Origin of the sequence: Streptomyces laurentii (genome assembly GCF_040635425.1) — a bacterium.
In the GTDB taxonomy this organism is placed as follows: Bacteria; Actinomycetota; Actinomycetes; order Streptomycetales; family Streptomycetaceae; genus Streptomyces; species Streptomyces laurentii.
Genome location: NZ_JBEYHT010000020.1, coordinates 54,748 through 74,787 on the forward strand (window position 1 = coordinate 54,748; position 20,040 = coordinate 74,787).

Genomic DNA, 20,040 nt, shown 5'->3' on the forward strand with positions numbered 1-20,040 from the left:
GCTCTGACCTGCGGTGACGTAGGGACGAGCGCCTCCGCGCGCGTGCCGGCAGCCCTCTCTATCTTCCTCGGCAAGTACTTGCTACTTTGGAAAGTAGATGCCGGGATGGACAAGGGGATTCCCCCGGCGACGACGGGAGGGGTGTGCCATGCCTGAGCAGATGGACGCGGCCGCGGTACTGGCGGGGGCGGCCCGGATCGAGGCGACCGCGCGGGCGCGCAGCCGCTGGTACGTCAGGTACCTGTGGATGTTCGCCTGCTGGCAGCTGATCCTGGTGCCCGCGGTGCTGCTGTGGCACGGGATGGTGGGAGCGATGGTCAGCTCGGGGGCGAACGCCGTGGTGGCGGTGAGCCTGGGCATGTTCGCGGTGCGGCAGCCGGTGATGCCGCAGGGCTACGCGCGGCAGCACCTCCGGATGATCGGGGCCTGGGTGGCCGCCTACGGCCTGGCCCTCGCGCTCGGCTTCCTGGTCTTCACGGACAGCGTCGCCTTCGCGGCCGCGGCCGCCGTAGTCTGCGCGTTGCCGGCCGTCGTGACGGCCTGGCGGGAAGGACGTACCACATGACACAGGCATCGGAGACGCCGGGGGCGTCGGGGGTCCCGGGAACCTCGGGAGTTCCGGGACCCCCGGAGGCCCCGGCGGGCCCGGGAGCGGCCCCGCGGCCGCACCCGCGCCACGCGCTCGCCCCGCTGCTGTCCTCGGCCGTGCGGCTGTCGATCGTGGCCGCGCTCGCCGCCACGGAGAAGGCCGACTTCGGCTACGTACGGGATCTCGTGGAGATCACCGACTCCGCCCTGTCCAAGCAGGTCTCCCGGCTGGAGGAGGCGGGCTGGGTGACCGTCGAGAAGGGCCAGATCGGCCGCCGCCCGCGCACCTGGCTGCGCCTGACCGGCGAGGGAACGGCCGCCTACCGCCGCCACCTCGCCGCCCTCGCGGCCATCGCGGGTCCGCTGAGCTGACGCGATGTGACCTGCCGCGGGACGGCCCGTCAGGGGCGCCGCTCAGCGCGCCGCGGCGTCCGTCAGGATCGCGTCGAGGCGGGCGCGGCACTCGGCGACGAAGGCGGGGAAGGTGTCCCAGTAGTACGAGACGCCGCTGACGCCCACCGCGACCGCCCAGGCGCGGGCGCGGGTCCAGGTCGCGTCGTCGAGGTCGAGGGCGTCCCAGTAGGCCCGGCGGGCTTCGGCGGGAAAGTCCCAGATCGTGGCGTGTTCGGCGTCGGGGAAGCCGATCGACAGTCCGCCGAAGTCGATGACCGCGTGCAGTCCGCCGTCCAGGGCCAGGAGGTTGGTCGGCTTGAGGTCGCCGTGCAGCCACACGTGGGGCCCCGCGGGATCGGGCAGCGCGAGACCGGCCCGCCACAGCCGCTCCAGCGTGTCGACGTCGAGGGTGGCGCCGGCCTTGGTCCGGCAGTCGTCGAGGGCCGTGGTGATCCACGCGTCGCACGGCCGCAGGCCGCCCCCGCGGTACCAGTCGAGACCGTCGTCCTCGCGGGTCGCCCCCAGGAGGTCGACGCGGTGGAGGTCCCGTACGAACGCCGCCAGGTCGGCGCCGAACGCGGACCAGTCCCGGACGGTGTCCGGGCCGGCCTCGGCGCCGTCGATCCAGCGGTAGACCGACCAGGCCACGGGAAACGCGTCGGTGGGCGTCCCGGCGTGCACGGGTGCGGGGATCGGGCGGGGGAGGAAGGGTGCCAGGCGGGGCAGCCATTCCTGTTCCTTGCGCAGCGACCGCCCGTTGTCGGCGGTGCGTGGAAGGCGTACGAGGAGGTCGTCGCCCAGCCGGTACATCGTGTTGTCGGTCCCCGCGCCCGCGGGTGTGAGTGGCAGCTCGGCCCATTCCGGGCGCTGCGCCTTCAGCAGGGAGCGGACCAGGGTCTCGTCGGCCGGGATCTCGTTCTCGTGAAGCGTCACGCCGGGCAGTCTGGCGGCCGGGTGGGACGTGTGCCAACGGCTTTTCCGCCGCCCGCTCAGGCCGGCGTCGCGTCCCGCCCGGGAGAGCCCGGGAGCTGGTCGAGGTGGTGGTCGAGGACGCGCGCGGCGGCCCCGGTGGCGTCCGCTCGTCCGTCCGATCGGCCCTCCGTCGTGCTCCTCCGTCGTGCTCTCTCCTCCGCCCCCTCCCTCTCCTGTGACGGAACTATTGCAAGCACCTGCTTGCAATAGTTAGCGCCGGGTGGCAGGGTCGGGGCATGGCATCGCTCAACGTCGGCAATCTCGGTGAGTACCTCCGCGAACAGCGGCGGACCGCGCAGTTGTCCCTGCGTCAGCTCGCCGAGGCCGCGGGCGTGTCGAATCCGTATCTGAGTCAGATCGAGCGGGGGCTGCGCAAGCCCAGCGCCGAGGTGCTGCAGCAGGTCGCGAAGGCCCTGCGGATCTCCGCCGAGACGCTGTACGTGCGCGCCGGGATCCTCGACGAGAAGGAGCGGGAGGAGCTGGAGACGCGCGCCGTCATCCTGGCCGATCCCTCGATCAACGAGCGGCAGAAGCAGGTGCTGCTCCAGATCTACGACTCGTTCCGCAAGGAGAACGCCGCCGAGAACGACGCAGCCGGCACCGCCCCCGGTACCTCCGAGCGGTAGCGGCAGGCGCGGCAGCAGTCCACCGACACGTAGAACCTCTGGGAGGACCACGACCATGGCCATCATCGACGAACTGCGCACCCCCCTCTACTTCGCCGCCGGCACCGCCGACCTCGCCGTGCAGCAGGCCAAGAAGGTGCCCGGGCTGATCGAGCAGCTGGCCGCCGAGGCGCCGGCGCGGATCGAGGCCGTACGGAAGACGGACCCGAAGGCGGTGCAGGAGAAGGCGCAGGCGAAGTTCGCCGAGCTCGTCGGCGGCATCGACACCGACCTGAAGAAGCTGGGCGAGCAGGCCCAGGACCTGGCGCTGCGCGGGGTCGGCGTCGCCGCCGAGTACGCGGTCAAGGCGCGGGAGAAGTACGAGGAGCTCGCCGCGCACGGTGAGGAGACCGTCCGTACGTGGCGCGGCGAGGCCGCCGAGGAGATCACCGAGATCGCCATCGCCGTCGAGCCGGAGCCGGTGACCGAACCGGTGACCGAGCCCGTCGTCGTCACCGAGCCCGTCACCGAGCCGGAACTCGTCACGGAGCCCGTCACCGAGCCCGTCACCGAGCCGGTGGCGGCGGCCGAGGAGTCCGAGCCGGCGCGCAAGCCCGCGGCCAGCAAGACGGCCGGCGAGTAGGCGGTCGCCGCGGAGGCGGCGCACGGCGCGGAGCAGCCGCGTCGGCACCCCTGTCGCTCCGGGGCCCGGGCCGTACACCCGTGCCCGGAGCGTTCCACGAGGTACCTTGACGGCGAGGCGACCTTTCCCCTTCCCACCCTCAAGACACCCTCAAGGCGGTGCCCAGCATGTTGATGGACCGGTTCAACCTCACCCTGTTGCTGGTGTCCACGCTTCTCTTCCTGGGCATGGCGGTCGTCTCGCTGGTCTTCGCCGCCCTCGGCCGCGAGGACGCCTACCGCGCCGCCGACAAGAAGACGAAGAAGTTCTGGCTGCTCCTGCTCGGCGGCAACCTCGCCGTCAACCTGGTGGGCGCGATGCTGCTCGGGCCGATGCTGATGATGTTCCAGATCGCCGGGCTCGTCGCCGCCATCGTCTTCATGGTCGACGTGCGGCCCGCGCTCCGCGAGATCAGCGGGGGCGGCCGGCGCCGCGGCGGTTCCAGCAGCGACGGGCCGTACGGTCCCTACAACGGCGGCCGCTGACCGGCCCGTATCCGTACACGCCGCAAGCGATACGCGATACGACAGGACACAGGGTCCGGGGTGCTATCCCCGGGCCCTGTTACATTCCGGACGAGCATCCAGGCCGACCACCCCGGCCCCCGCACCCGCCACGCCTCCCGGCGCGACCTCCAGCCGCTCCAGGGCCAGCACGGCCACGTCGTCCGTCAGCTCGCCGCCGTTGAGCGACCGCACCTCCGTGACGGCCGCGTCCAGGAGGGCCTCGCCGCGCAGCCCGGTCGCCAGCTGGCGGTTGATCATGTCGACCATCCCCTCCTGGCCGAGCCGCGGCGAATCCGGGCCCGCCGAACGGCCCTCGATCAGCCCGTCCGTGTACATCAGCAGGCTCCACGCCGCCCCGAGGTCCACCTGCCGGCGCGGCCAGCGGGCGCGCGGCAGCAGTCCCAGGGCCGGCCCCCCGTCCTCGTACGGCAGAAGCTGCGCCGCCCGCCCGTGCCGGGCGATCAGCGGCGAGGGGTGGCCCGCCAGGCACAGGCCGGCGCGCCGCCCGTCGGGCGCGATGTCGAGGGTGCAGAGGGTCGCGAAGATCTCGTCGCTCTCGCGCTCGTGCTCCAGGACCTGCTGGAGGGTGGAGAGGAGTTCGTCGCCGCACAGGCCCGCGAAGGTCAGCGCGCGCCACGCGATCCGCAGTTCCACGCCGAGCGCGGCCTCGTCGGGGCCGTGGCCGCAGACGTCGCCGATCATCGCGTGGACGGTGCCGTCGGCGGTACGGACGGTGTCGTAGAAGTCGCCGCCGAGCAGCGCCCGGGACCGGCCGGGCCGGTAGCGGGCGGCGAACCGCAGGTCGGAGCCGTCGAGCAGGGGCGTCGGGAGCAGTCCGCGCTCCAGGCGGGCGTTCTCCTGGGCGCGCAGCCGGGACTCGGCGAGCTTGACCTGGACGACGTCGGCGCGCTTGCGCTCGACCGCGTACCGGATGGCGCGGCTGAGGACCCGCCCGTCGAGTTCCTCGCGGAAGAGGTGGTCCTGGGCGCCGACACGGACCGCCTCGGCCGCGAGTTCCGCGTCCGCGGACGCGGCGAGGGCGAGGACGGCGTGCCGCGGCGCGAGCCGCAGGATGTGCCGGAGCGGTGCGAGCGGGTCGTCGCCGTCGCCCGCGCGCGGGGCGGGCAGGGCGAGGTCGACCAGGACGCAGTGCACGTCGTCGGTGAGCAGCCGCTCGGCCTCGGTGAGGTTGCGGGCGGTGCGGATACGCACCCGGGTGCCGGCCGCGTCGAGCAATTCGGGTACGGCGAGGGCGCCCGCCGGGTCGTCCTCGACGACCAGGAGCGTGAGGTCGCCGGCGGCGCCGGGAGTTCCGGGTGCCGCGAGAGGCTCGGTCCTCTGGCGCGGTACGGGTACGGGCATCGGTCTGGTTTCCTTCCCTCCCCCGAGGGCCGGGGACCGACCCTAGCGGGCCCGCCCGCCGCAGAGGAACGGCGAACGGGCCGGGAACCGCCTGGGCCGTATGGCATATGCCACGGAGGGGGAGGTAGTCGCCGCACAGAGGCCTCCGGGGCGGCGGCGGGCGATGACAAACGTCACTCGCGAAGCCGTCCGCCGCCCACCGTCCGCCGCGTCGCCGCCCGTACCCAGGGGCGCTCGGCGGATCGCTCCCGGCGGATCGCTTCCGGCGGATCAGCCGGGGCGGACGACGCCGAGGATCTCCATCGAGCCCGCGCCCGCGAGGGTGACGTTCCGGCCGGGACGCGGCGCGTGCACGATCGAGCCGTTGCCCACGTACATCCCGATGTGGCTCGCGTCCTTGAAGTAGACGATCAGGTCGCCGGGCCGCATGTCCTTGATGTCGATGCGCGGCAGCAGCCGCCACTGCTCCTGCGAGGTGCGCGGGATCGTGCGTCCGGCGGCCGTCCAGGCGGACTGGGTCAGCCCCGAGCAGTCGTACGAGCCCGGGCCCTCGGCCCCCCACACGTACGGCTTGCCGATCTGCGCCGTGGCGAACTCGACCGCGCGCTTGCCCTGCTCGCTGGTCCGGCCGCTCAGGCCGGCGAGGACGCCGGAGCCGACCCAGGCGGTCTGCGCCCGGTCCTGCTCCTGCCGCTCCAGCTGCAGCAGCCGGGCGCGCTCGTCGGCGGCGAGCCGGGACTCCAGCTTCTCCGCCGCGTCGATCTTGGCGTTGATCTCCTTCTTCGCCTGGGCCTGCTTGACCCGGCCGGCCTCCAGCTTGGTCCAGTTGTCGCCGGCTTCCTTGGAGTACGTGGTCAGTTCGGCCTGCGTACGGGTCAGCTCGGCGATCATGTCCTTGGTGGCCTTCTGGCTCTCCTTCAGCCGGCCCGCGTGGTCGAGGAAGAGCTCCGGGTCGCTGGTGAGGACCAGCTGGGCACCGTCCGGCAGCCCGCCGTTGCGGTACTGGGCGCGGGCCGCGGCACCCGCCTGCGCCTTCAGGCCGTCGATCCGCTTCTCGCCGTCCTCGATCATCCGGGCCAGCCGCACGATCTCGCCGGACTGCTGCTTGGCGCGCTCCTCGGCGAGGTTGTACGCGTCGGTGGCGGCGGCCGCTTCCCGGTAGAGGCCGTCGATCTCCTGGCGGACCTCCTCCAGGGACTTCGCCGGCAGCGACGGCGGCTCGGGCAGCGGGCGGAGCGGGGCGGCGGACGCCTGGACGGCGAGGGCGGGCGAGGCCAGCACGGTCAGGGCACAGGCCACGGTGAACGCGGCAAGGGCATGGCGGTGTCGGTTCACTGGCTCCCCCTCAGGCGCGCGACGGCACCCGTTTCTGGTCTGGTCGTGCGTCCGGCCGGCGGTCCGATCACAAGCGATCTGATTTACCGTCAGTAACTTGGTCATGACCTTTGGCGATAGTGCCATGAGTGCCCCGAAAGCAACAGGGGGAGTCAGGGCGTGCCGGGTCACTTCCCCCTGGAGAGACGAGTGCGGCGCACGGTGCGTTCCCGCGCGCTTCGATACGTCCTGGCGCGCGCCCCCACGCGCGCGTACATATACGCACCCGCCTCAGCTCCCGCGCGCGTCTCTCCCGCGCGTGTCTCTCCTGTGCGCGTTTCACGCGCGCGTACGTGCCGGCCGGAGCCGGCTCCTCCGCGCGCGTCAGCGTCCGACCGGAGCCAGCGCCTCCCACCGCACCGTGATCTCGCCCTGCCGCCACCGCCGCGGCCCGTCCGTCACCGGCCAGTCCGCCGCCAGATCCCGTACGGTGCGGATCCAGCGCTGCCGGGCTCCGTACGAGGCGTACGGGGCGGCCGCCGCCCACGCCCGGTCGAAGTCCCGCAGGAAGGCGTGCACCGGCTCGCCCGGCACGTTGCGGTGGATGAGCGCCTTGGGCAGGCGTTCCGCCAGGTCGGAGGGCCGGTCCAGGGAGCCGAGCCGGGTGGCGAAGGTGACCGTCCGCGGCCCGGTCCGGTCGAGCGCGACCCATACGTGCCGCCGGCCGATCTCGTCGCAGGTCCCCTCCACCAGCAGCCCCTCCGGTGAGAGCCGGGCGCACAGCCGCGCCCAGACGTCCGCGACCCGCGCCTCGTCGTACTGGCGCAGCACGTTCGCGGCCCGGATCAGCGCGACCTCGCCGGCCACAGGCACCTCGAAGCCGCCGTGACGGAATTCCAGGCCCTCGCGCGCGTACGGCTGCGCGGCGGCGACCCGGGCCGGCTCGATCTCGATGCCGACCACCCGGGTGCGGGGGTCGGCGGTGCGCAGCCGGGTCAGCAGCTCGACGGCGGTCCAGGGCGCGGCGCCGTAGCCGAGGTCGACGGCGAGCGGGGGCGGGCCGGAGCGGCGCAGCGCCGGGCCGTGGACGGCGGCGATCCAGCGGTCCTGGCGGCGGAGGCGGTTGGGGTTGGTGGTCCCGCGGGTGACGGTGCCCTGGGGGCGCCCCCAGGAGGAGCTCTGGGGAAGAGTGGTGCGCGGAGCCATGGAACGAGCGTACGGGGTGAGTCCGCTGTGACCGTCCCCACACCCCTCGGGTAATGAATTGGCAAAGCGCCCGAGGCGGCGGAAATGAAAGCGCGCCACGCGCGTGTTGTCGGTGCTGGTGGGCGCGCCGTCTCGCCGCCCGGTGTGCCCCGCGCCCACGCCGACCCGCCGCCCCGCCAGGGCGGCCGGACCGGCCCGTCGCCCCGACAGCGCCACAGCCCGACCGGCGAGACGGCCCGGCCCGCCCGACCGGCCTGCCGGACAGCCCGCCCGGCCAGGCAGACGGCTCAGGCCCGACCAGGCCCGACCAGGCCCAACCAGGCCCGACCCGACCAGGCCCGTCCCGCCGGACGGCCCGGCCGGACAGTCCGTCCAGACCGACACAGCCCGACAGCGGAAGGATCGCCGACGTGAGCCAGTACGTGTCCCGGTTCGCCGGCACCCTGGCGGCGCCGTCCCGGCTCCGGCTCCCCGGCCGGCAGCGCGGGCCCCGGCGCGTGGCCATGCTCAGCGTGCACACCTCCCCCCTGCACCAGCCGGGCACCGGCGACGCGGGCGGCATGAACGTCTACATCGTCGAACTGGCCAAGCGGCTCGCCGCGATCAACGTCGAGGTCGAGATCTTCACCCGGGCCACCGCCGGCGGCCTCGCCCCGGTCGTCGAGCTGGCACCCGGCGTCCTCGTCCGGCACGTCGACGCCGGCCCGTACGAGGGCCTGGCGAAGGAGGAGCTGCCGGCCCAGCTGTGCGCGTTCACGCACGGCGTGATGCAGGCCTGGGCGGGCCACCGGCACGGCCACTACGACCTGGTGCACTCCCACTACTGGCTCTCCGGCCACGTCGGCTGGCTCGCCGCCGAGCGCTGGGGCGTCCCGCTCGTCCACACCATGCACACCATGGCCAAGGTCAAGAACGCGGCGCTCGCGGAGGGGGACACGCCCGAGCCCCCCGCCCGCGTGATCGGCGAGACCCAGATCGTCACGGCGGCCGACCGGCTGATCGCCAACACCTCGGAGGAGGCCGGCGAACTCGCCCGCTTCTACGACGCCGATCCGGCCCGTATCGCCGTCGTCCACCCGGGCGTCAACCTGGAGCGGTTCCGCCCCGCCGACGGCCGGGCCGCCGCCCGCGCCCGCCTCGGCCTGCCCCAGGACGCCTTCATCCCCGCCTTCGCGGGACGTATCCAGCCGCTCAAGGCCCCGGACATCCTGCTGCACGCCGTCGCGCTCCTGCTGGAACGCGATCCGTCGCTGCGTTCGCGGATGGTGGTGCCGGTGGTCGGCGGGCCGAGCGGCAGCGGTCTCGCCAAGCCGGAGGAGCTGCAGAAGCTCGCCGCCAAGCTGGGCATATGCGATGTCGTACGGTTCCAGCCGCCGGTCGGGCAGGACCGGCTCGCGGACTGGTTCCGCGCCGCCAGCGTGCTCGTCGTCCCCTCCTACAGCGAGTCCTTCGGCCTGGTCGCCATCGAGGCGCAGGCGGCCGGCACCCCGGTGATCGCGGCGGCGGTGGGCGGTCTGCCCGTGGCCGTACGGGACGAGGTCTCCGGCTTCCTCGTGCGGGGCCACGATCCCGTGGACTATGCCAGGATGCTCGCCCGGTTCGCGGCCGAGCCGGAACTGTCCGCCCGGATGGGCGAGGCGGCGGCCCGGCACGCCGGCTCCTTCGGCTGGGACGCGGCGGCGGGCCGGACGGCGGACGTGTACACGGCCGCGATCCACGACCACCGGCTGCGTGATCACCGGGAACACCGCGAGCTGCGCCGTCGCGTACGCTCGCACCATGGCTGAGGTCGACACCGAGGGCGTCCAGCGGATCCGGCGGATCATCGAGGACGCGTTCAAGGACGCGGAACTGGAGTGGGAGTCCCCCGAACCGGGCTCCTACGTCGTACGGCTCCCGGGCACGCACAAGCTCTTCACGACACTGTCGCTGCGCGCCGGCCGGCACTCCCTCTCCCTCAACGCCTTCGTCGTCCGCCATCCGGACGAGAACGAGGCCGGCGTCCACCGCTGGCTGCTCGAACGCAACCTCAAGCTCTACGGCGTCGGTTACGCGATCGACCGGCTCGGCGACATCTACCTGGCCGGCAAGCTGCCGCTGACCGCCGTCACCCCGGAGGAACTGGACCGGCTCCTCGGCTCGGTCCTGGAGGCGGCGGACGGCGACTTCAACACGCTGCTGGAGATGGGGTTCGCGACGGCGATCCGGCGGGAGTACGAGTGGCGGGTGTCGCGCGGCGAGTCGACCCGCAACCTCGACGCCTTCCGCAACCTGACGGGCAAGCCGGCGAGCTGACGCCCGCCGGCTTCGGCACAGGGACGCGGCCGGAGTTCCGGCCGTATCTCCCTCTCCGGCCAGGCAATCAGGCGGTGGCGTCGACGGCGGCGGCCGGCTCGGCGACGACGCCCTTGGGCGCCGGGGTCTCCTCCTTGGCCGTACCCGTGTGGCCGTCCTCGACATCGGCGAGGACGGTACGCAGCCGGGTCTGGTAGCCGACGGCGGCGACCGCGCCGATCAGGGCGCAGGCGATCCACAGGATGTCCGGCCCGGGCCCGTCGACGATCAAGCCGGCCCCGATCGGGGCGACGAAACCGGCCACCGACCAGGACATGCCCATGACGCCCTGGTAGCGGCCGCGGGCGTGCTCCGGCGCGAGCCGGGCGGTGGCGGCGGCGTTGGTCGGCACGTGGACCATCTCGCCGATGGTCCAGACGACGACGGTCGCGGCGAAGGCGACCGAGCTCCCGGCCAGCGTGGTGGCCCCGGTGCCGAGGGCGAAGAGCAGCGAGGAGACGGTCAGCAGCATCACGGGCGAGCGCTTGTCCGTGATCCGGTTGACCAGCAGCTGGAACGCGACGATCACGACGCCGTTGACGGCGATGACGACACCGTAGGCGGACGGTTCGAGGCCCTCGCCGGCCATGGTGAGCGGCAGACCGATCCAGGGGGCGGTGAACACCAGGCAGACCAGCAGGTTGAGGGTCACCAGGGTGCGGAACGGCGCGTCGCGCAGCACGGTGACGATGCCGACCTTCGGCGCGCCGGCCGCCTTGCCCGCCGCGCCCGTCGCCGCGGAGGGGCCGGACACGGCCTCGGGCCGGGTCTCCTGCAGCCGGAAGAAGACGATCAGCGCGCACAGCACGGTGGCGGTGGCGTCGACCAGGAAGAGCGTGCGGTAGCCGAGGACGGACGCGGCGCCGCCGCCGATGGCGGCGATGGCGAAGCCGAGGTTGAGGGCCCAGTAGTTGAGCGCGTAGGCGCGGCGGACCTCGGCGGCCGGGACGAGGTCGGCGATGGCGGCGTTGATCGCGGGCCGGACGGCCTGCATGGCCACGCCCATGCCGAGTACGACGAGGGCGATGCCCCAGGTGCTGGTGACGAACGCGAGCAGCCCGGCGAAGCCGGCGGTCGTCAGGTGCATGGCGACCATGGTGGGGCGGCGGCCCCAACGGTCCGTCAGCATGCCGCCGAGCGGGGAGCCGGCGACGCCGCCGAGACCGTGCAGGGCGACGACGAGCCCGGCGAACCAGGCGGAGTAGCCGAGTTCCTGGGTCAGGTAGAGCGAGAGGAAGGTGAGGACGAAGGCACCGGTCCGGTTGACCAGGGTCGACAGCCAGAGCCACCAGAAGCCCCCCGGGAAGCCCGCCACCGTGGCGCGTGCGGAACGTCTGAGTGCGGCGATGGACATGAGTGGCCGGCCCCCTGTGCTGTGCTGTGTATGTAAGTGCCTCTCGTGGCTCCCGTAACTTACGCATCTCATACGCCGGACGCCAGTGAATTGACGGTGCGCGTCAATCGTCAGGCGTCGTCTAGGCTCGTCACCATGGCCGACGCACCGTACAAGCTGATCCTCCTCCGCCATGGCGAGAGCGAGTGGAACGCCAAGAACCTGTTCACCGGCTGGGTGGACGTCAACCTCACCGAGAAGGGCGAGAAGGAGGCGGTCCGCGGCGGTGAGCTGCTCAAGGACGCCGGCCTGCTCCCCGACGTGCTCCACACGTCCCTCCTGAAGCGCGCCATCCGCACGTCGCAGCTCGCGCTCGAGTCCGCCGACCGCCACTGGATCCCGGTGCACCGCTCCTGGCGCCTGAACGAGCGCCACTACGGCGCGCTCCAGGGCAAGGACAAGGCCCAGACGCTCGCCGAGTTCGGCGAGGAGCAGTTCATGATGTGGCGCCGCTCGTACGACACGCCGCCGCCGGCCCTCGCCGACGACAACGAGTACTCCCAGGCCGCCGACGCCCGCTACGCCTCGATCCCGCCGGAGCTCCGCCCGCGCACCGAGTGCCTGAAGGACGTCGTCGACCGGATGCTCCCGTACTGGTACGACGGCATCGTCCCGGACCTGCTGGCCGGCCGCACGGTCCTCGTCGCCGCCCACGGCAACAGCCTGCGCGCCCTCGTGAAGCACCTCGACGGCGTCTCGGACGCCGACATCGCGGGCCTCAACATCCCGACCGGCATCCCGCTGAGCTACCAGCTCGACGAGAACTTCAAGCCGCTCAACCCGGGCGGCACCTACCTCGACCCGACCGCCGCGGCGGCCGCCATCGAGGCCGTGAAGAACCAGGGCAAGAAGAAGTAGAGTTTGTGATCATGCCCCCGACCTGCGCATACGGCGCGGAGCGGGGGCATTTTCGCGGCCTGGGCCCTCTGCGGGACCTCAACGCGGCGGGTCCTGCGGCGGTCGGAGTGCCTGACCCAGCGCCTTCCGGGCCCGGTCCCGGCTGCTCGGCATGAGGTGCGCGTATACCTTCAGCGTCAGTCCCGGGTCGGAGTGCCCGAGGTACTCGCTCACGGCCTTGATGCTCTCTCCCGCGTCCAACAGAACGGACGCGTAGAAGTGCCTCAGGGCATGCATGCCATGCTCGCGCGCGGCCGTGTGCTCCCGGCTCTTAGCCTTCGGGATGACGCCCACGGACGCCAGAGCGGGCTTCCAGTGGTCCTCATTGAGCGACGTACGCCAGACGTGGCCGCCGTTGGGCCCGGTGAAGATCAGGCGCTTGGTCACGGGCTGGCCGTTCGCCCGCATCCACGGCAGCGTGATCTCGACGGGCGGGAAGCGCTTGATGTGTTCCTGGAGCGCTTCCGCCACGGGATCGGGCAGAGGGACGTCACGGAGCTTGCCGCCCTTCGGGGGCGCGAACACGGCCTTGCTCAGGCTGAGCTTGAGCTGCTGCACCACGTGCAGGGTGCCGCTGTCGAAGTCCAGCTCATCCACGGACAGCCCGAGGATCTCGCCTTGCCGTAGGCCACAGCCGGCGCCCATGTCCACCATGGGCCGGAAGCGTTCGACCATGGCGGCCCGCATGGCGAAGACACGTTCTGGCTGCCAGGGGACGACGCGACGCATGCCCATTTCGGGGAGCGTCACCGTGCGCGAGTTGCACGGGTTCCGGCGGAGGTAGCCATCCTCTACGGCAGCGGATAGCACAGCCCGCATGTTGGAGAAGATCACACGGGCGTAGGCGCCGGACATGCCGGACGCTTCGAGCTGTGTCACGAACTCGCGGATGTGGCTGGGCTGGAAGGACCCCAGGGGCCGCGACCCGATGCGCGGGAAGGCGTGCAGCCTGAGCTGAGACTGCATCGATGCGCGGGTGTTCGGGTCTCCGCTCTGGCTCGCGAGCCAGACTTCGGCGAACTCCTGAAACGACGTCCGGGATGCGTTCGGGTCGATGTAGTCGCCCCGGGCCACGTCCGCCGTGACCTTGCTCAGCCACTGCTCAGCGAGCCGCTTCTGTCCGTCGGGGAAGGACTTGCCCTTGCGCTTGCCGTCGGGGGCGAAGTAGCGGGCCCGGTAGCGCAGCCCGGTCCCGTAGCGCTCGGTCTTGACGCGGACGGTCTTGCCGTTGGCGTCGGTCTCGGTCTTGTACCAGCGGTCTTGGATGCTGCCTGCCATCGGAGGCGGAGTCCCTTCTCAGCATGGATCAGGGGTGGCCGTTTCAACGGCCACCCCTGGCGGTGTGCGAGCTTGCGTCAAGCCGCGACGCGGTCGACGTTCTTGAGCTGAGCGACGTAGGCCCCCACTTCGGCGGGGTCGTAGCGCACGTGCTTGCCGACGCGGAAGCCGGGAGGACCGGTGCGCTTCCTGCGCCACTGGTAGACGGTTTCGAGGGGGACGCCGAAGATTTCGGCGATGTCGTCGGGAGTGAGGTACCGGTCAGGCACGCCGCTGCGGAGAGTGGCGCGGGGGTCGGGTTGAGCGGAACGGGTTCGGCTCATGGAGTCCTCAGAGGTTGAGTCGCGTTGGCTTGGGCGGGTTCTCGGACTGCGTGTGTGTCCGAGGTGCGGATTTCTGCGTCACCGCGTCACCTGCGTCACTCAGGCTGCTGACCTGCCGTTTTCGCGTGACGCAGAGGGGTGGGGGTGCGTCACGCGTGACGCAGGCTGTCTGTCACGCGTGACGCAGGTGACGCGGCGTGACGCAGCCGGGAGCGTCTGCGTCACGCTCGTCTGCGCAGGCCACCCGCCGTTTTCCAAGATCGTGTGACGCGGTGACGCAGCGTTTCCCTACTTAGGAAAAAAAGAGGGGGGTGTCTGTGGTGGTGCGGTGCCGCTCAGGACGTGAAGAAAGGGCCGCTTCGCGGCGCGTCCATCGCAGGGCGGCGGTGCCGCCGAACAGCAAGAGGAGCACGCCTGGCCGGTGGTGCTCCTCTTGCTCGTGCGGGGGCGGCGCCGGTCAGAACGCCTGCTGCTCGTGCGGCGGCGGTGCTGCCGGTGAGCGGGTCATCTCGATGAAGCGGCCCTCGCGGGTGCGGCCCGAGTCGATGAGGACGCCACGGGCGGCGAGGGTCGGCTGTAGCCGCTTGAGGCGGTCGGAGAGCACCTTGCCGGTGGTCGGCCAGCCCTTGGGCAGGGGACGGAAGTCGTCCCCTGTGTAGACGCGGCTGAGGCAGTGCAGCCACTCCGTGGACGTCATCCGCTGCTCTGCGCCCGGCTCGATGTCTGCGGCGTGCTGCAACACGGTCTGTGCCAGCAAGTCACCCTCAATGACGTCGTCGTTCAGGTCATCGAGGCTGGCCCGGTAGGCGGTGAGGGCCCCGAGGCCGGTGGCCGCGTCGAGCTGTGCGCACAGGTGGGCGAAGTCGGCCATGCGCAGGTCGGTGGGGGTCTTTGCCTCGACTGCGCGGACCTTGACGGTGAGGTCCAGAAGCGAGCCGAGGACGACGGGCAGCACCTCCGCGTACTCCGTCCACAGCTCATCCTCGGTGCGCCGCACCCGGGGCCGCTCCAACCGCAACGGCAGGAGCCGTTCGGCGAGGTCGGGGCGGATGACTCCCACGTCGATGCCGGTCAGGAGCAGGGGGCGGCGGTAGCCGACGCGGAACACGTCCCCGTCGGTGAACAGAGCACGCTTGACGTTCTCAGCTCCGGTGACGATGCAGCACATGGCGTCGGACAGATCCGGGCTCATGTGGGAGAGGTTGTCCAGGGCGGTGACCCAGCCGGCCGCCACGGCTGCGAGCAGGTTCTCTTCGTCCTTCGGGGCCCGGCGCAGGTCACCGGTCATGCCCTCGATGATCCGCACGAGCATCCGGCCACCGGTGGACTTGCCGGCGCCCTGGGGGCCGGTGAGGAAGGGGGCGGGGACGGGCACGGACGGTCCGAGGCAGCCGACCAGCCACGCGATGGCCAGGCACTCCGTTTCGGCGTTGGCGAAGTTGCACAGCCTCAGCAGTAGATCGATGCCTTTGCCCTCAGTGTTCTTGACCGGCAGCGGCAGTTCGCCCGTGAGCTGGGTGCGCCGCCAGCACACCTCACGTGGATCGGGGACGGCGATGTCCCAGCCGGTGGGGTGGATGCGGACGGACTGCCCGTCGCTACGGCCCAGGTCCAGCCACGTGGCCCCGTCGTATCCGGGGGCGACGCGGATGTGGACGGGCTGAACGTCCTCCGTCAGCGCGAGCGCTTCGATCAGGTCCAGTGCTTCCTTTAGGGCGGTTCCGTTGAAAACGCCCAGCCCGTCGCGGAAGAGGCCGACCATGAGTTCCTGGCGGTGGCTGCCGGTTGTGCCCTGGGAGCGGATCGGGCGGGCCACGGGGTGGCTGTTCTTCTGCGCGTACACGGTTCCGTCGGCGGTGCGGAAGTAGCGGAAGTGCGCTTGTGCGTAGTCGGTGATGACCTCGCGGGCAGGGTTCTTCTCGTCGTCGGCCATGGTCACAGTCCCAACGTGGTCAGGGCGTTGGTCCACGCGTCGGTGCAGTGCCGCGGGGACTCGCCCTTGGCCTGAGCGGCGGTGAACAAACGACCGACATGGGTGTCGGTGAGGCACCCGCAACGGCCGTGCGTCGACAGCACGGCGAGGAAGGTGCGGTAGACGGTGGCGTGTACCGCGCTGGAGGCCTGGATGATGCGCTGCTCGGCCATGGCGATGCCGCGTTCCAGGTAGGCGGGCGTGCGGTGGCGGCACTCCCTGCCACCGACCAAGGCGGGCACGGCGACGGTCTGCGGAGCCGGCCGGACCGTTGGGCGTTCCTTCACGGCCAGCGTGCGTACGACGTCCGGCAGTGCCGTCATGGTGCCGCTGCCGGGACCGAGCCACCGGGCGTAAGCCATAGTGGACTTGATGTCCACGCCGGACCCTACGGCATTGGCGGACTGCATGACGCCCTGGTAGATCCAGTGTTGGCCGCGTGTGGTCAGCACGGTGCGGGTGGCGGGTAGCGTCTCGCGGGCCCATCTGACGGCCGCAGCGTTGTCGAGGTCGACCACGGTCACGCCAGCGCCGCCGGGGTGGTAGGCAACGGCGGCGGCCCGATGCCATGCGGATGTCCACGGCGGGGAGCTGAGGACGTGCGGATCGGTGGTGGCGGCGGCCCACGCGTGACAGACACCGGGACAGCGGCAGGGGCCCGCGTGCTTCATATTCGGCCGTCCGCCGCACGCGTTGCCGACGCAGTCCGGGCAGTTGCCGAACGGCACCTTTCCCGCTCGCAGGGGCAGGGGCGGGATACCGTGCGCGGCCAGCGTGAGCGCGGTGTCCAGCAGGCGGGGCCTGCGGTCAGGTCCTCGCCGAATGGGGGTCGGTTGGGTCATGCTGGGAGACCTCCACAGGTCAGTCAGTGGCAGTTGGGCAAGGGCGACCCCGGGTTCTTGGCGGAATTGGGGGGTCGCCCTTGGCGCAGCTACTGGTCGTCGGTGAGCGTGAGGGCGTACTGCTGGCGGACGTAGGCGCGCGGGTCGCAGATCAGGCCGGGCTGGTCCATGTCGAGCAGGAACACGGCCGCCGCTTCGGCGGTGCCAATGACGTCGCGGTCCATGGCGCTGGGGTCGTCGAGCAGGGCGATGCGGTCGAGCAGGGCGGCCTTGCGCAGGTAGAACTCACGGCCCAACTCGGTGAAGCACTCAGCGCCGGCGAGGAAGCGGGCCGTCCATCCGATCTCGCTGTTGATGCTCGGGGCGCTCGCGTATGCCTGCTCCGGCGTCGGCCAGTCCTGCGGGGCGGGGCGGTGGTCGGCGGTGAGGTGTAGGCGGGTGCGCTTCCCGTCGCGGGTCGGGTACCGGCGCAGATCGCCGGTCGTGAAGGCAAGGGTCAGCGCGGTGGTGACGCGGTCAGTGTCGTCGGGGTCGCAGATGACGCGGATCTCGAACACTCGGGGCTCCCTGTCAGCTGTTGAAGCGGTTGCGCTTGAAGACGGCCTTGCGGATGTGGAAGGTGTTGCCACCCCTGCCGGTGTCGCGGTGGCCGAGGACCTGGACGGCGATCCATCCGCCGAAGATGACGGCGGCGAGCGTGATGAGCTGGGTGATGAGCGCGGTGAGCGCGGTGATGAACGTGGTGAGCAGCAGCAGTCCGCCGCACGCGGTGAGGAACCCGATCCCTCCGAGGGCGACGTTCACCGCGGCACGCGAGACGGCCGGCTTGGCCGCGATCGGTTTCGGCTGGACGGGGCTCATGGCGTAGCCGGTGACGACGCGGCCGTCCGGGAGGACGACGCTCGCAACCGTCGGCACGGTGTGCGGCTGGACGGGAACGAGCGGCGCCGGGTACGGAACGGCGGGGGTGATCAGGGTGGGCTGGTGGACTTCCGGGGCCCGTACGGCGGGCGCGCGGTCCGTGTGTTCGGGGTACATGCGGAATCCCTTCCGGTGACGGTTCAGGGAGGCGGAACCACCCCCTGAGGGGTGGCGTGTGCAGGGGTTTCGGGGGTGCTGACCTGCGCGCCTCCCTGACTCCCTGACTGATCATTCATGCAGGTCAGGGCCAGGGAGGCGGGCCAGGGAGGGTTTCAGGGAGTTCTCCCTGCCTCCCTGGCCCGGGGAGGGTGCGCCTCCCTCTACTCGGCGGCGGAAGCGGAACCGTCGCCGTCGCGGTTGGCGAGCGCGCGCAGGACGCGGTCACGGGCGACGACCATGCGGCCGTCGGACTTGTAGGGCTCCGCGCCGTGGGCGTCTAGCACGCGCTTGAGGTCGCCGTTCGTCCAGGCGCCGTAGGCATCCTCGTTCAGCGCGGCGAGCCGCTTGAGGACGTCCGCCGTCAGCACCCGGGACGCGTCCCCGAGGACGGCCGCGATGTCGGCGAGCGGGTCACGCTCCTCGCCCCGCTCGATCGCGTGCAGGGTGGTGACCCCGTCGCGCAGGGCCTTGGCCCGGTCGGCGATCACGTGCGCGTCGTCGGTGCTGATGTAGTGGGTTCGCACCGTGATGGACGCCTGTCCGGCGGGGATCTCGATGCCGTCGGACGCGACCACGAGCGTGCCCTTGTCCAGACCGGGGCGCAGCAGGTTCGGCGCGGCCCCGCCGTCGACCGCCTTGTCTCCCAGCGCCATGCGGGCCTGCGACTCGGTGCCCAGCGCGAGCGAGGCACGGGTGTGCGCGCCCTCCCGCACGAGCTTGGGGAGGTTTTGGTCGGTGGGGTCCTGCGTGCCCTGCCACATCAGCACGTTGACCGCGCGGCCCTGGTTGTGGATCTTGCGGACGGCGGTGAAGTACCGGGACTTGGCCTTGGACCCGCCATAGGGCCGCTTCTCGTCGTCCACGGCCGGGCACATGAACGCCACCTGCGCTTCGTCGACCAGCACGATCAGCGGCGGGAACTGCGTTCCGGGCTGGGCCTGGAGGCGGCGGTTCATCTCGTCGACCGCGCCCTCAACCATCTCGGTCACCTCGATCACGTGCTCATCCGTCGGCCCCTGGATCAGCACGGTGGCCAAGCCGTCGAACATGGCCCAGTCGCCGGCGCCCTTGAGGTCACCCATCAGGAACTGCACCGACCGGTCCAGGGCCAGCCACAGCGCGAGCGCCCGCAGCGCGGCCGTCTTGCCCTGGTTGGACAGACCCGTGATCAGGAAGTGCCGCTGATACAGGCTGATGGCGGCGGCATCCCCACGCAGGTCCTGACCCCACGGCGCGCGCCCCTTGGCGTAGTCGCCGGTCAGGGTCTCGTCGGTGACCAGCGGGGAGGGGCCAATCGGCTCGTCCAGCGCCCCGGAGTCGGCGACCCACAGCCGCACCGTGCGTGCAGCCTGCGGGATGGTGATGAATACCTCGTGCTCGTGTCGGGACAGGTTCTCGGCGAGCTTGCGGCGGCGCTGCTGGATCTCGTTCGTCGACACCCCGGACGGGAGGGTGACGTCGACCTCCACCCCACATCCGGCGATCACGATAGGGGACAGCATGGACGCGCCGGCGTCGCCCATCTCCTTGATGGCGTTGCGCATGGCCGGGATACCGAGGTCGCGCAGGGCCTTGACCACGATGGACGGGGTGATCGGCTCACCCTCACCGTTGCGGACGTGCGCGGGCATGACCCACGCGGGCGCTGCCTGCTGCTTGCTGCCGACCGCCCACAGCGCGAGCAGGGCGAGGAACGGGCCCAGGGTGACCAGCGGCCCCCACACCACCTGAACGATGGTGATCATCAGGCGGATGAACTCGATGACCGCCATGACCGGGGTGATGACGTCTGTGACGTTCTTGTTCGCGATGGCCAGCACGACACCGAGGGCAACCAGGGACCCTATGCCCATCCCCGTGCCGACCAGGGCGCCCTTGGCCGCGTCCACCGGGGAGTGAAGGAGGTCCATGCGGCGGCGGTGGCGTGCCTCGCGGAAGCGCTGCCCGCGCTCCTCCCACTCCATCGCGGCCTCGTAGTTCCCCGCGGCTTCCGCCGCGCGAAGATTGCGCTCATAGCGGGCGGGGGTGCGGGCGTCCCACGCGCGGCGGGCCACGATCCGGGCCCCGCCCGCCACGTAGAGGGTGTGCCGGACGGCAGCGCGGGCGGCGGTGCGCGTGTGCTCGTGCGTGGCCGCGTGCTTCACCGCCCGCCCGGAGCGCACCCACAGCGGAACCGGGGCGGGCGGGGCGGGGTCGGGGACCACGGTCAGCGTGGTCACGGCGGCCGGTTCGGTGGACAGGTCGGTGTTCTTGCGCAGGTGGACGACGGTGTCACCCATGACGGGAGTGCTCC

20 protein-coding genes are annotated in these 20,040 nt (G+C 71.7%); 8 read left to right on the forward strand and 12 right to left on the reverse strand.

The window, feature by feature from the left end:
* The first annotated feature begins 148 nt into the window (after positions 1 to 148).
* Both ABZ693_RS15420 and ABZ693_RS15425 read left to right on the forward strand, forming a co-directional pair.
* Positions 149 to 565, forward strand: coding sequence for a hypothetical protein (locus ABZ693_RS15420; RefSeq protein ID WP_359876642.1), 417 nt, complete (start codon positions 149 to 151; stop codon positions 563 to 565).
* On the forward strand, positions 562 to 960 hold the full coding sequence (locus ABZ693_RS15425; protein ID WP_359876644.1) for a winged helix-turn-helix domain-containing protein: 399 nt from the start codon (positions 562 to 564) through the stop codon (positions 958 to 960). Before ABZ693_RS15420 ends, ABZ693_RS15425 begins: the two co-directional genes overlap by 4 nt.
* Before the next feature lie 42 nt (positions 961 to 1,002).
* On the opposite strand, the gene ABZ693_RS15430 is transcribed toward ABZ693_RS15425, so the two are convergent.
* Positions 1,003 to 1,914: an aminoglycoside phosphotransferase family protein gene (locus tag ABZ693_RS15430; RefSeq protein WP_359876646.1), complete on the reverse strand. Its 912-nt coding sequence runs from the start codon at positions 1,912 to 1,914 to the stop codon at positions 1,003 to 1,005.
* A 275-nt stretch (positions 1,915 to 2,189) separates the two neighbouring features.
* Between ABZ693_RS15430 and ABZ693_RS15435 the strand changes: the two genes are divergently transcribed.
* The 3 genes from ABZ693_RS15435 to ABZ693_RS15445 all read left to right on the forward strand — a co-directional run bounded on the left by ABZ693_RS15435 (position 2,190) and on the right by ABZ693_RS15445 (position 3,725).
* Positions 2,190 to 2,579 carry a helix-turn-helix domain-containing protein gene (locus ABZ693_RS15435; RefSeq protein WP_359876647.1) on the forward strand — a complete coding sequence of 130 codons (390 nt, stop codon included), beginning with the start codon at positions 2,190 to 2,192 and terminating at the stop codon, positions 2,577 to 2,579.
* A 55-nt stretch (positions 2,580 to 2,634) separates the two neighbouring features.
* Positions 2,635 to 3,201 carry a hypothetical protein gene (locus ABZ693_RS15440; protein ID WP_359876648.1) on the forward strand — a complete coding sequence of 189 codons (567 nt, stop codon included), beginning with the start codon at positions 2,635 to 2,637 and terminating at the stop codon, positions 3,199 to 3,201.
* Between the two features lie 167 nt (positions 3,202 to 3,368).
* Complete coding sequence (locus ABZ693_RS15445) at positions 3,369 to 3,725, forward strand: DUF2516 family protein (protein ID WP_359876734.1); 357 nt, start codon at positions 3,369 to 3,371, stop codon at positions 3,723 to 3,725.
* 63 nt (positions 3,726 to 3,788) lie between these two features.
* Here ABZ693_RS15445 and ABZ693_RS15450 read toward each other — a convergent pair whose 3' ends face one another.
* From ABZ693_RS15450 to ABZ693_RS15460, 3 genes are all read right to left on the reverse strand, one after another.
* Entirely contained in the window at positions 3,789 to 5,108 is a 1,320-nt protein-coding gene (locus ABZ693_RS15450; protein WP_359876649.1) for a PP2C family protein-serine/threonine phosphatase, read from the reverse strand.
* Positions 5,109 to 5,378: 270 nt separating this feature from the next.
* Positions 5,379 to 6,443, reverse strand: a complete 1,065-nt coding sequence (locus tag ABZ693_RS15455; protein WP_359876651.1) for a C40 family peptidase — start codon at positions 6,441 to 6,443, stop codon at positions 5,379 to 5,381.
* Positions 6,444 to 6,806: 363 nt separating this feature from the next.
* Positions 6,807 to 7,628, reverse strand: a complete 822-nt coding sequence (locus tag ABZ693_RS15460) for a class I SAM-dependent methyltransferase (protein WP_359876653.1) — start codon at positions 7,626 to 7,628, stop codon at positions 6,807 to 6,809.
* A gap of 410 nt (positions 7,629 to 8,038) precedes the next feature.
* Between ABZ693_RS15460 and mshA the strand changes: the two genes are divergently transcribed.
* Both mshA and ABZ693_RS15470 read left to right on the forward strand, forming a co-directional pair.
* Complete coding sequence (gene mshA, locus ABZ693_RS15465; protein ID WP_359876655.1) at positions 8,039 to 9,415, forward strand: D-inositol-3-phosphate glycosyltransferase; 1,377 nt, start codon at positions 8,039 to 8,041, stop codon at positions 9,413 to 9,415.
* Positions 9,408 to 9,923: a type III secretion system chaperone family protein gene (locus tag ABZ693_RS15470; protein ID WP_359876657.1), complete on the forward strand. Its 516-nt coding sequence runs from the start codon at positions 9,408 to 9,410 to the stop codon at positions 9,921 to 9,923. Before mshA ends, ABZ693_RS15470 begins: the two co-directional genes overlap by 8 nt.
* 67 nt (positions 9,924 to 9,990) lie before the next feature.
* On the opposite strand, the gene ABZ693_RS15475 is transcribed toward ABZ693_RS15470, so the two are convergent.
* Entirely contained in the window at positions 9,991 to 11,316 is a 1,326-nt protein-coding gene (locus ABZ693_RS15475; RefSeq protein WP_359876658.1) for an MDR family MFS transporter, read from the reverse strand.
* A 135-nt stretch (positions 11,317 to 11,451) separates the two neighbouring features.
* On the opposite strand from ABZ693_RS15475, the gene ABZ693_RS15480 reads away from it, so the two are divergent.
* Positions 11,452 to 12,213: a phosphoglyceromutase gene (locus ABZ693_RS15480; protein WP_359876660.1), complete on the forward strand. Its 762-nt coding sequence runs from the start codon at positions 11,452 to 11,454 to the stop codon at positions 12,211 to 12,213.
* Positions 12,214 to 12,291: 78 nt separating this feature from the next.
* On the opposite strand, the gene ABZ693_RS15485 is transcribed toward ABZ693_RS15480, so the two are convergent.
* The 7 genes from ABZ693_RS15485 to ABZ693_RS15515 form a co-directional block, all read right to left on the reverse strand.
* Positions 12,292 to 13,530 carry a tyrosine-type recombinase/integrase gene (locus tag ABZ693_RS15485; protein WP_359876662.1) on the reverse strand — a complete coding sequence of 413 codons (1,239 nt, stop codon included), beginning with the start codon at positions 13,528 to 13,530 and terminating at the stop codon, positions 12,292 to 12,294.
* A 77-nt stretch (positions 13,531 to 13,607) separates the two neighbouring features.
* Positions 13,608 to 13,853 carry a helix-turn-helix domain-containing protein gene (locus ABZ693_RS15490; RefSeq protein WP_359876664.1) on the reverse strand — a complete coding sequence of 82 codons (246 nt, stop codon included), beginning with the start codon at positions 13,851 to 13,853 and terminating at the stop codon, positions 13,608 to 13,610.
* A gap of 457 nt (positions 13,854 to 14,310) precedes the next feature.
* Entirely contained in the window at positions 14,311 to 15,786 is a 1,476-nt protein-coding gene (locus tag ABZ693_RS15495) for an AICE element replication initiation protein (protein WP_359876665.1), read from the reverse strand.
* A 2-nt stretch (positions 15,787 to 15,788) separates the two neighbouring features.
* On the reverse strand, positions 15,789 to 16,667 hold the full coding sequence (locus tag ABZ693_RS15500) for a bifunctional DNA primase/polymerase (protein WP_359876667.1): 879 nt from the start codon (positions 16,665 to 16,667) through the stop codon (positions 15,789 to 15,791).
* Between the two features lie 89 nt (positions 16,668 to 16,756).
* Positions 16,757 to 17,224, reverse strand: coding sequence for a hypothetical protein (locus ABZ693_RS15505; RefSeq protein ID WP_359876669.1), 468 nt, complete (start codon positions 17,222 to 17,224; stop codon positions 16,757 to 16,759).
* A 13-nt stretch (positions 17,225 to 17,237) separates the two neighbouring features.
* Positions 17,238 to 17,705, reverse strand: a complete 468-nt coding sequence (locus ABZ693_RS15510; RefSeq protein ID WP_359876670.1) for a hypothetical protein — start codon at positions 17,703 to 17,705, stop codon at positions 17,238 to 17,240.
* A 203-nt stretch (positions 17,706 to 17,908) separates the two neighbouring features.
* On the reverse strand, positions 17,909 to 20,026 hold the full coding sequence (locus tag ABZ693_RS15515) for an ATP-binding protein (protein WP_359876672.1): 2,118 nt from the start codon (positions 20,024 to 20,026) through the stop codon (positions 17,909 to 17,911).
* Positions 20,027 to 20,040: the final 14 nt, after the last annotated feature.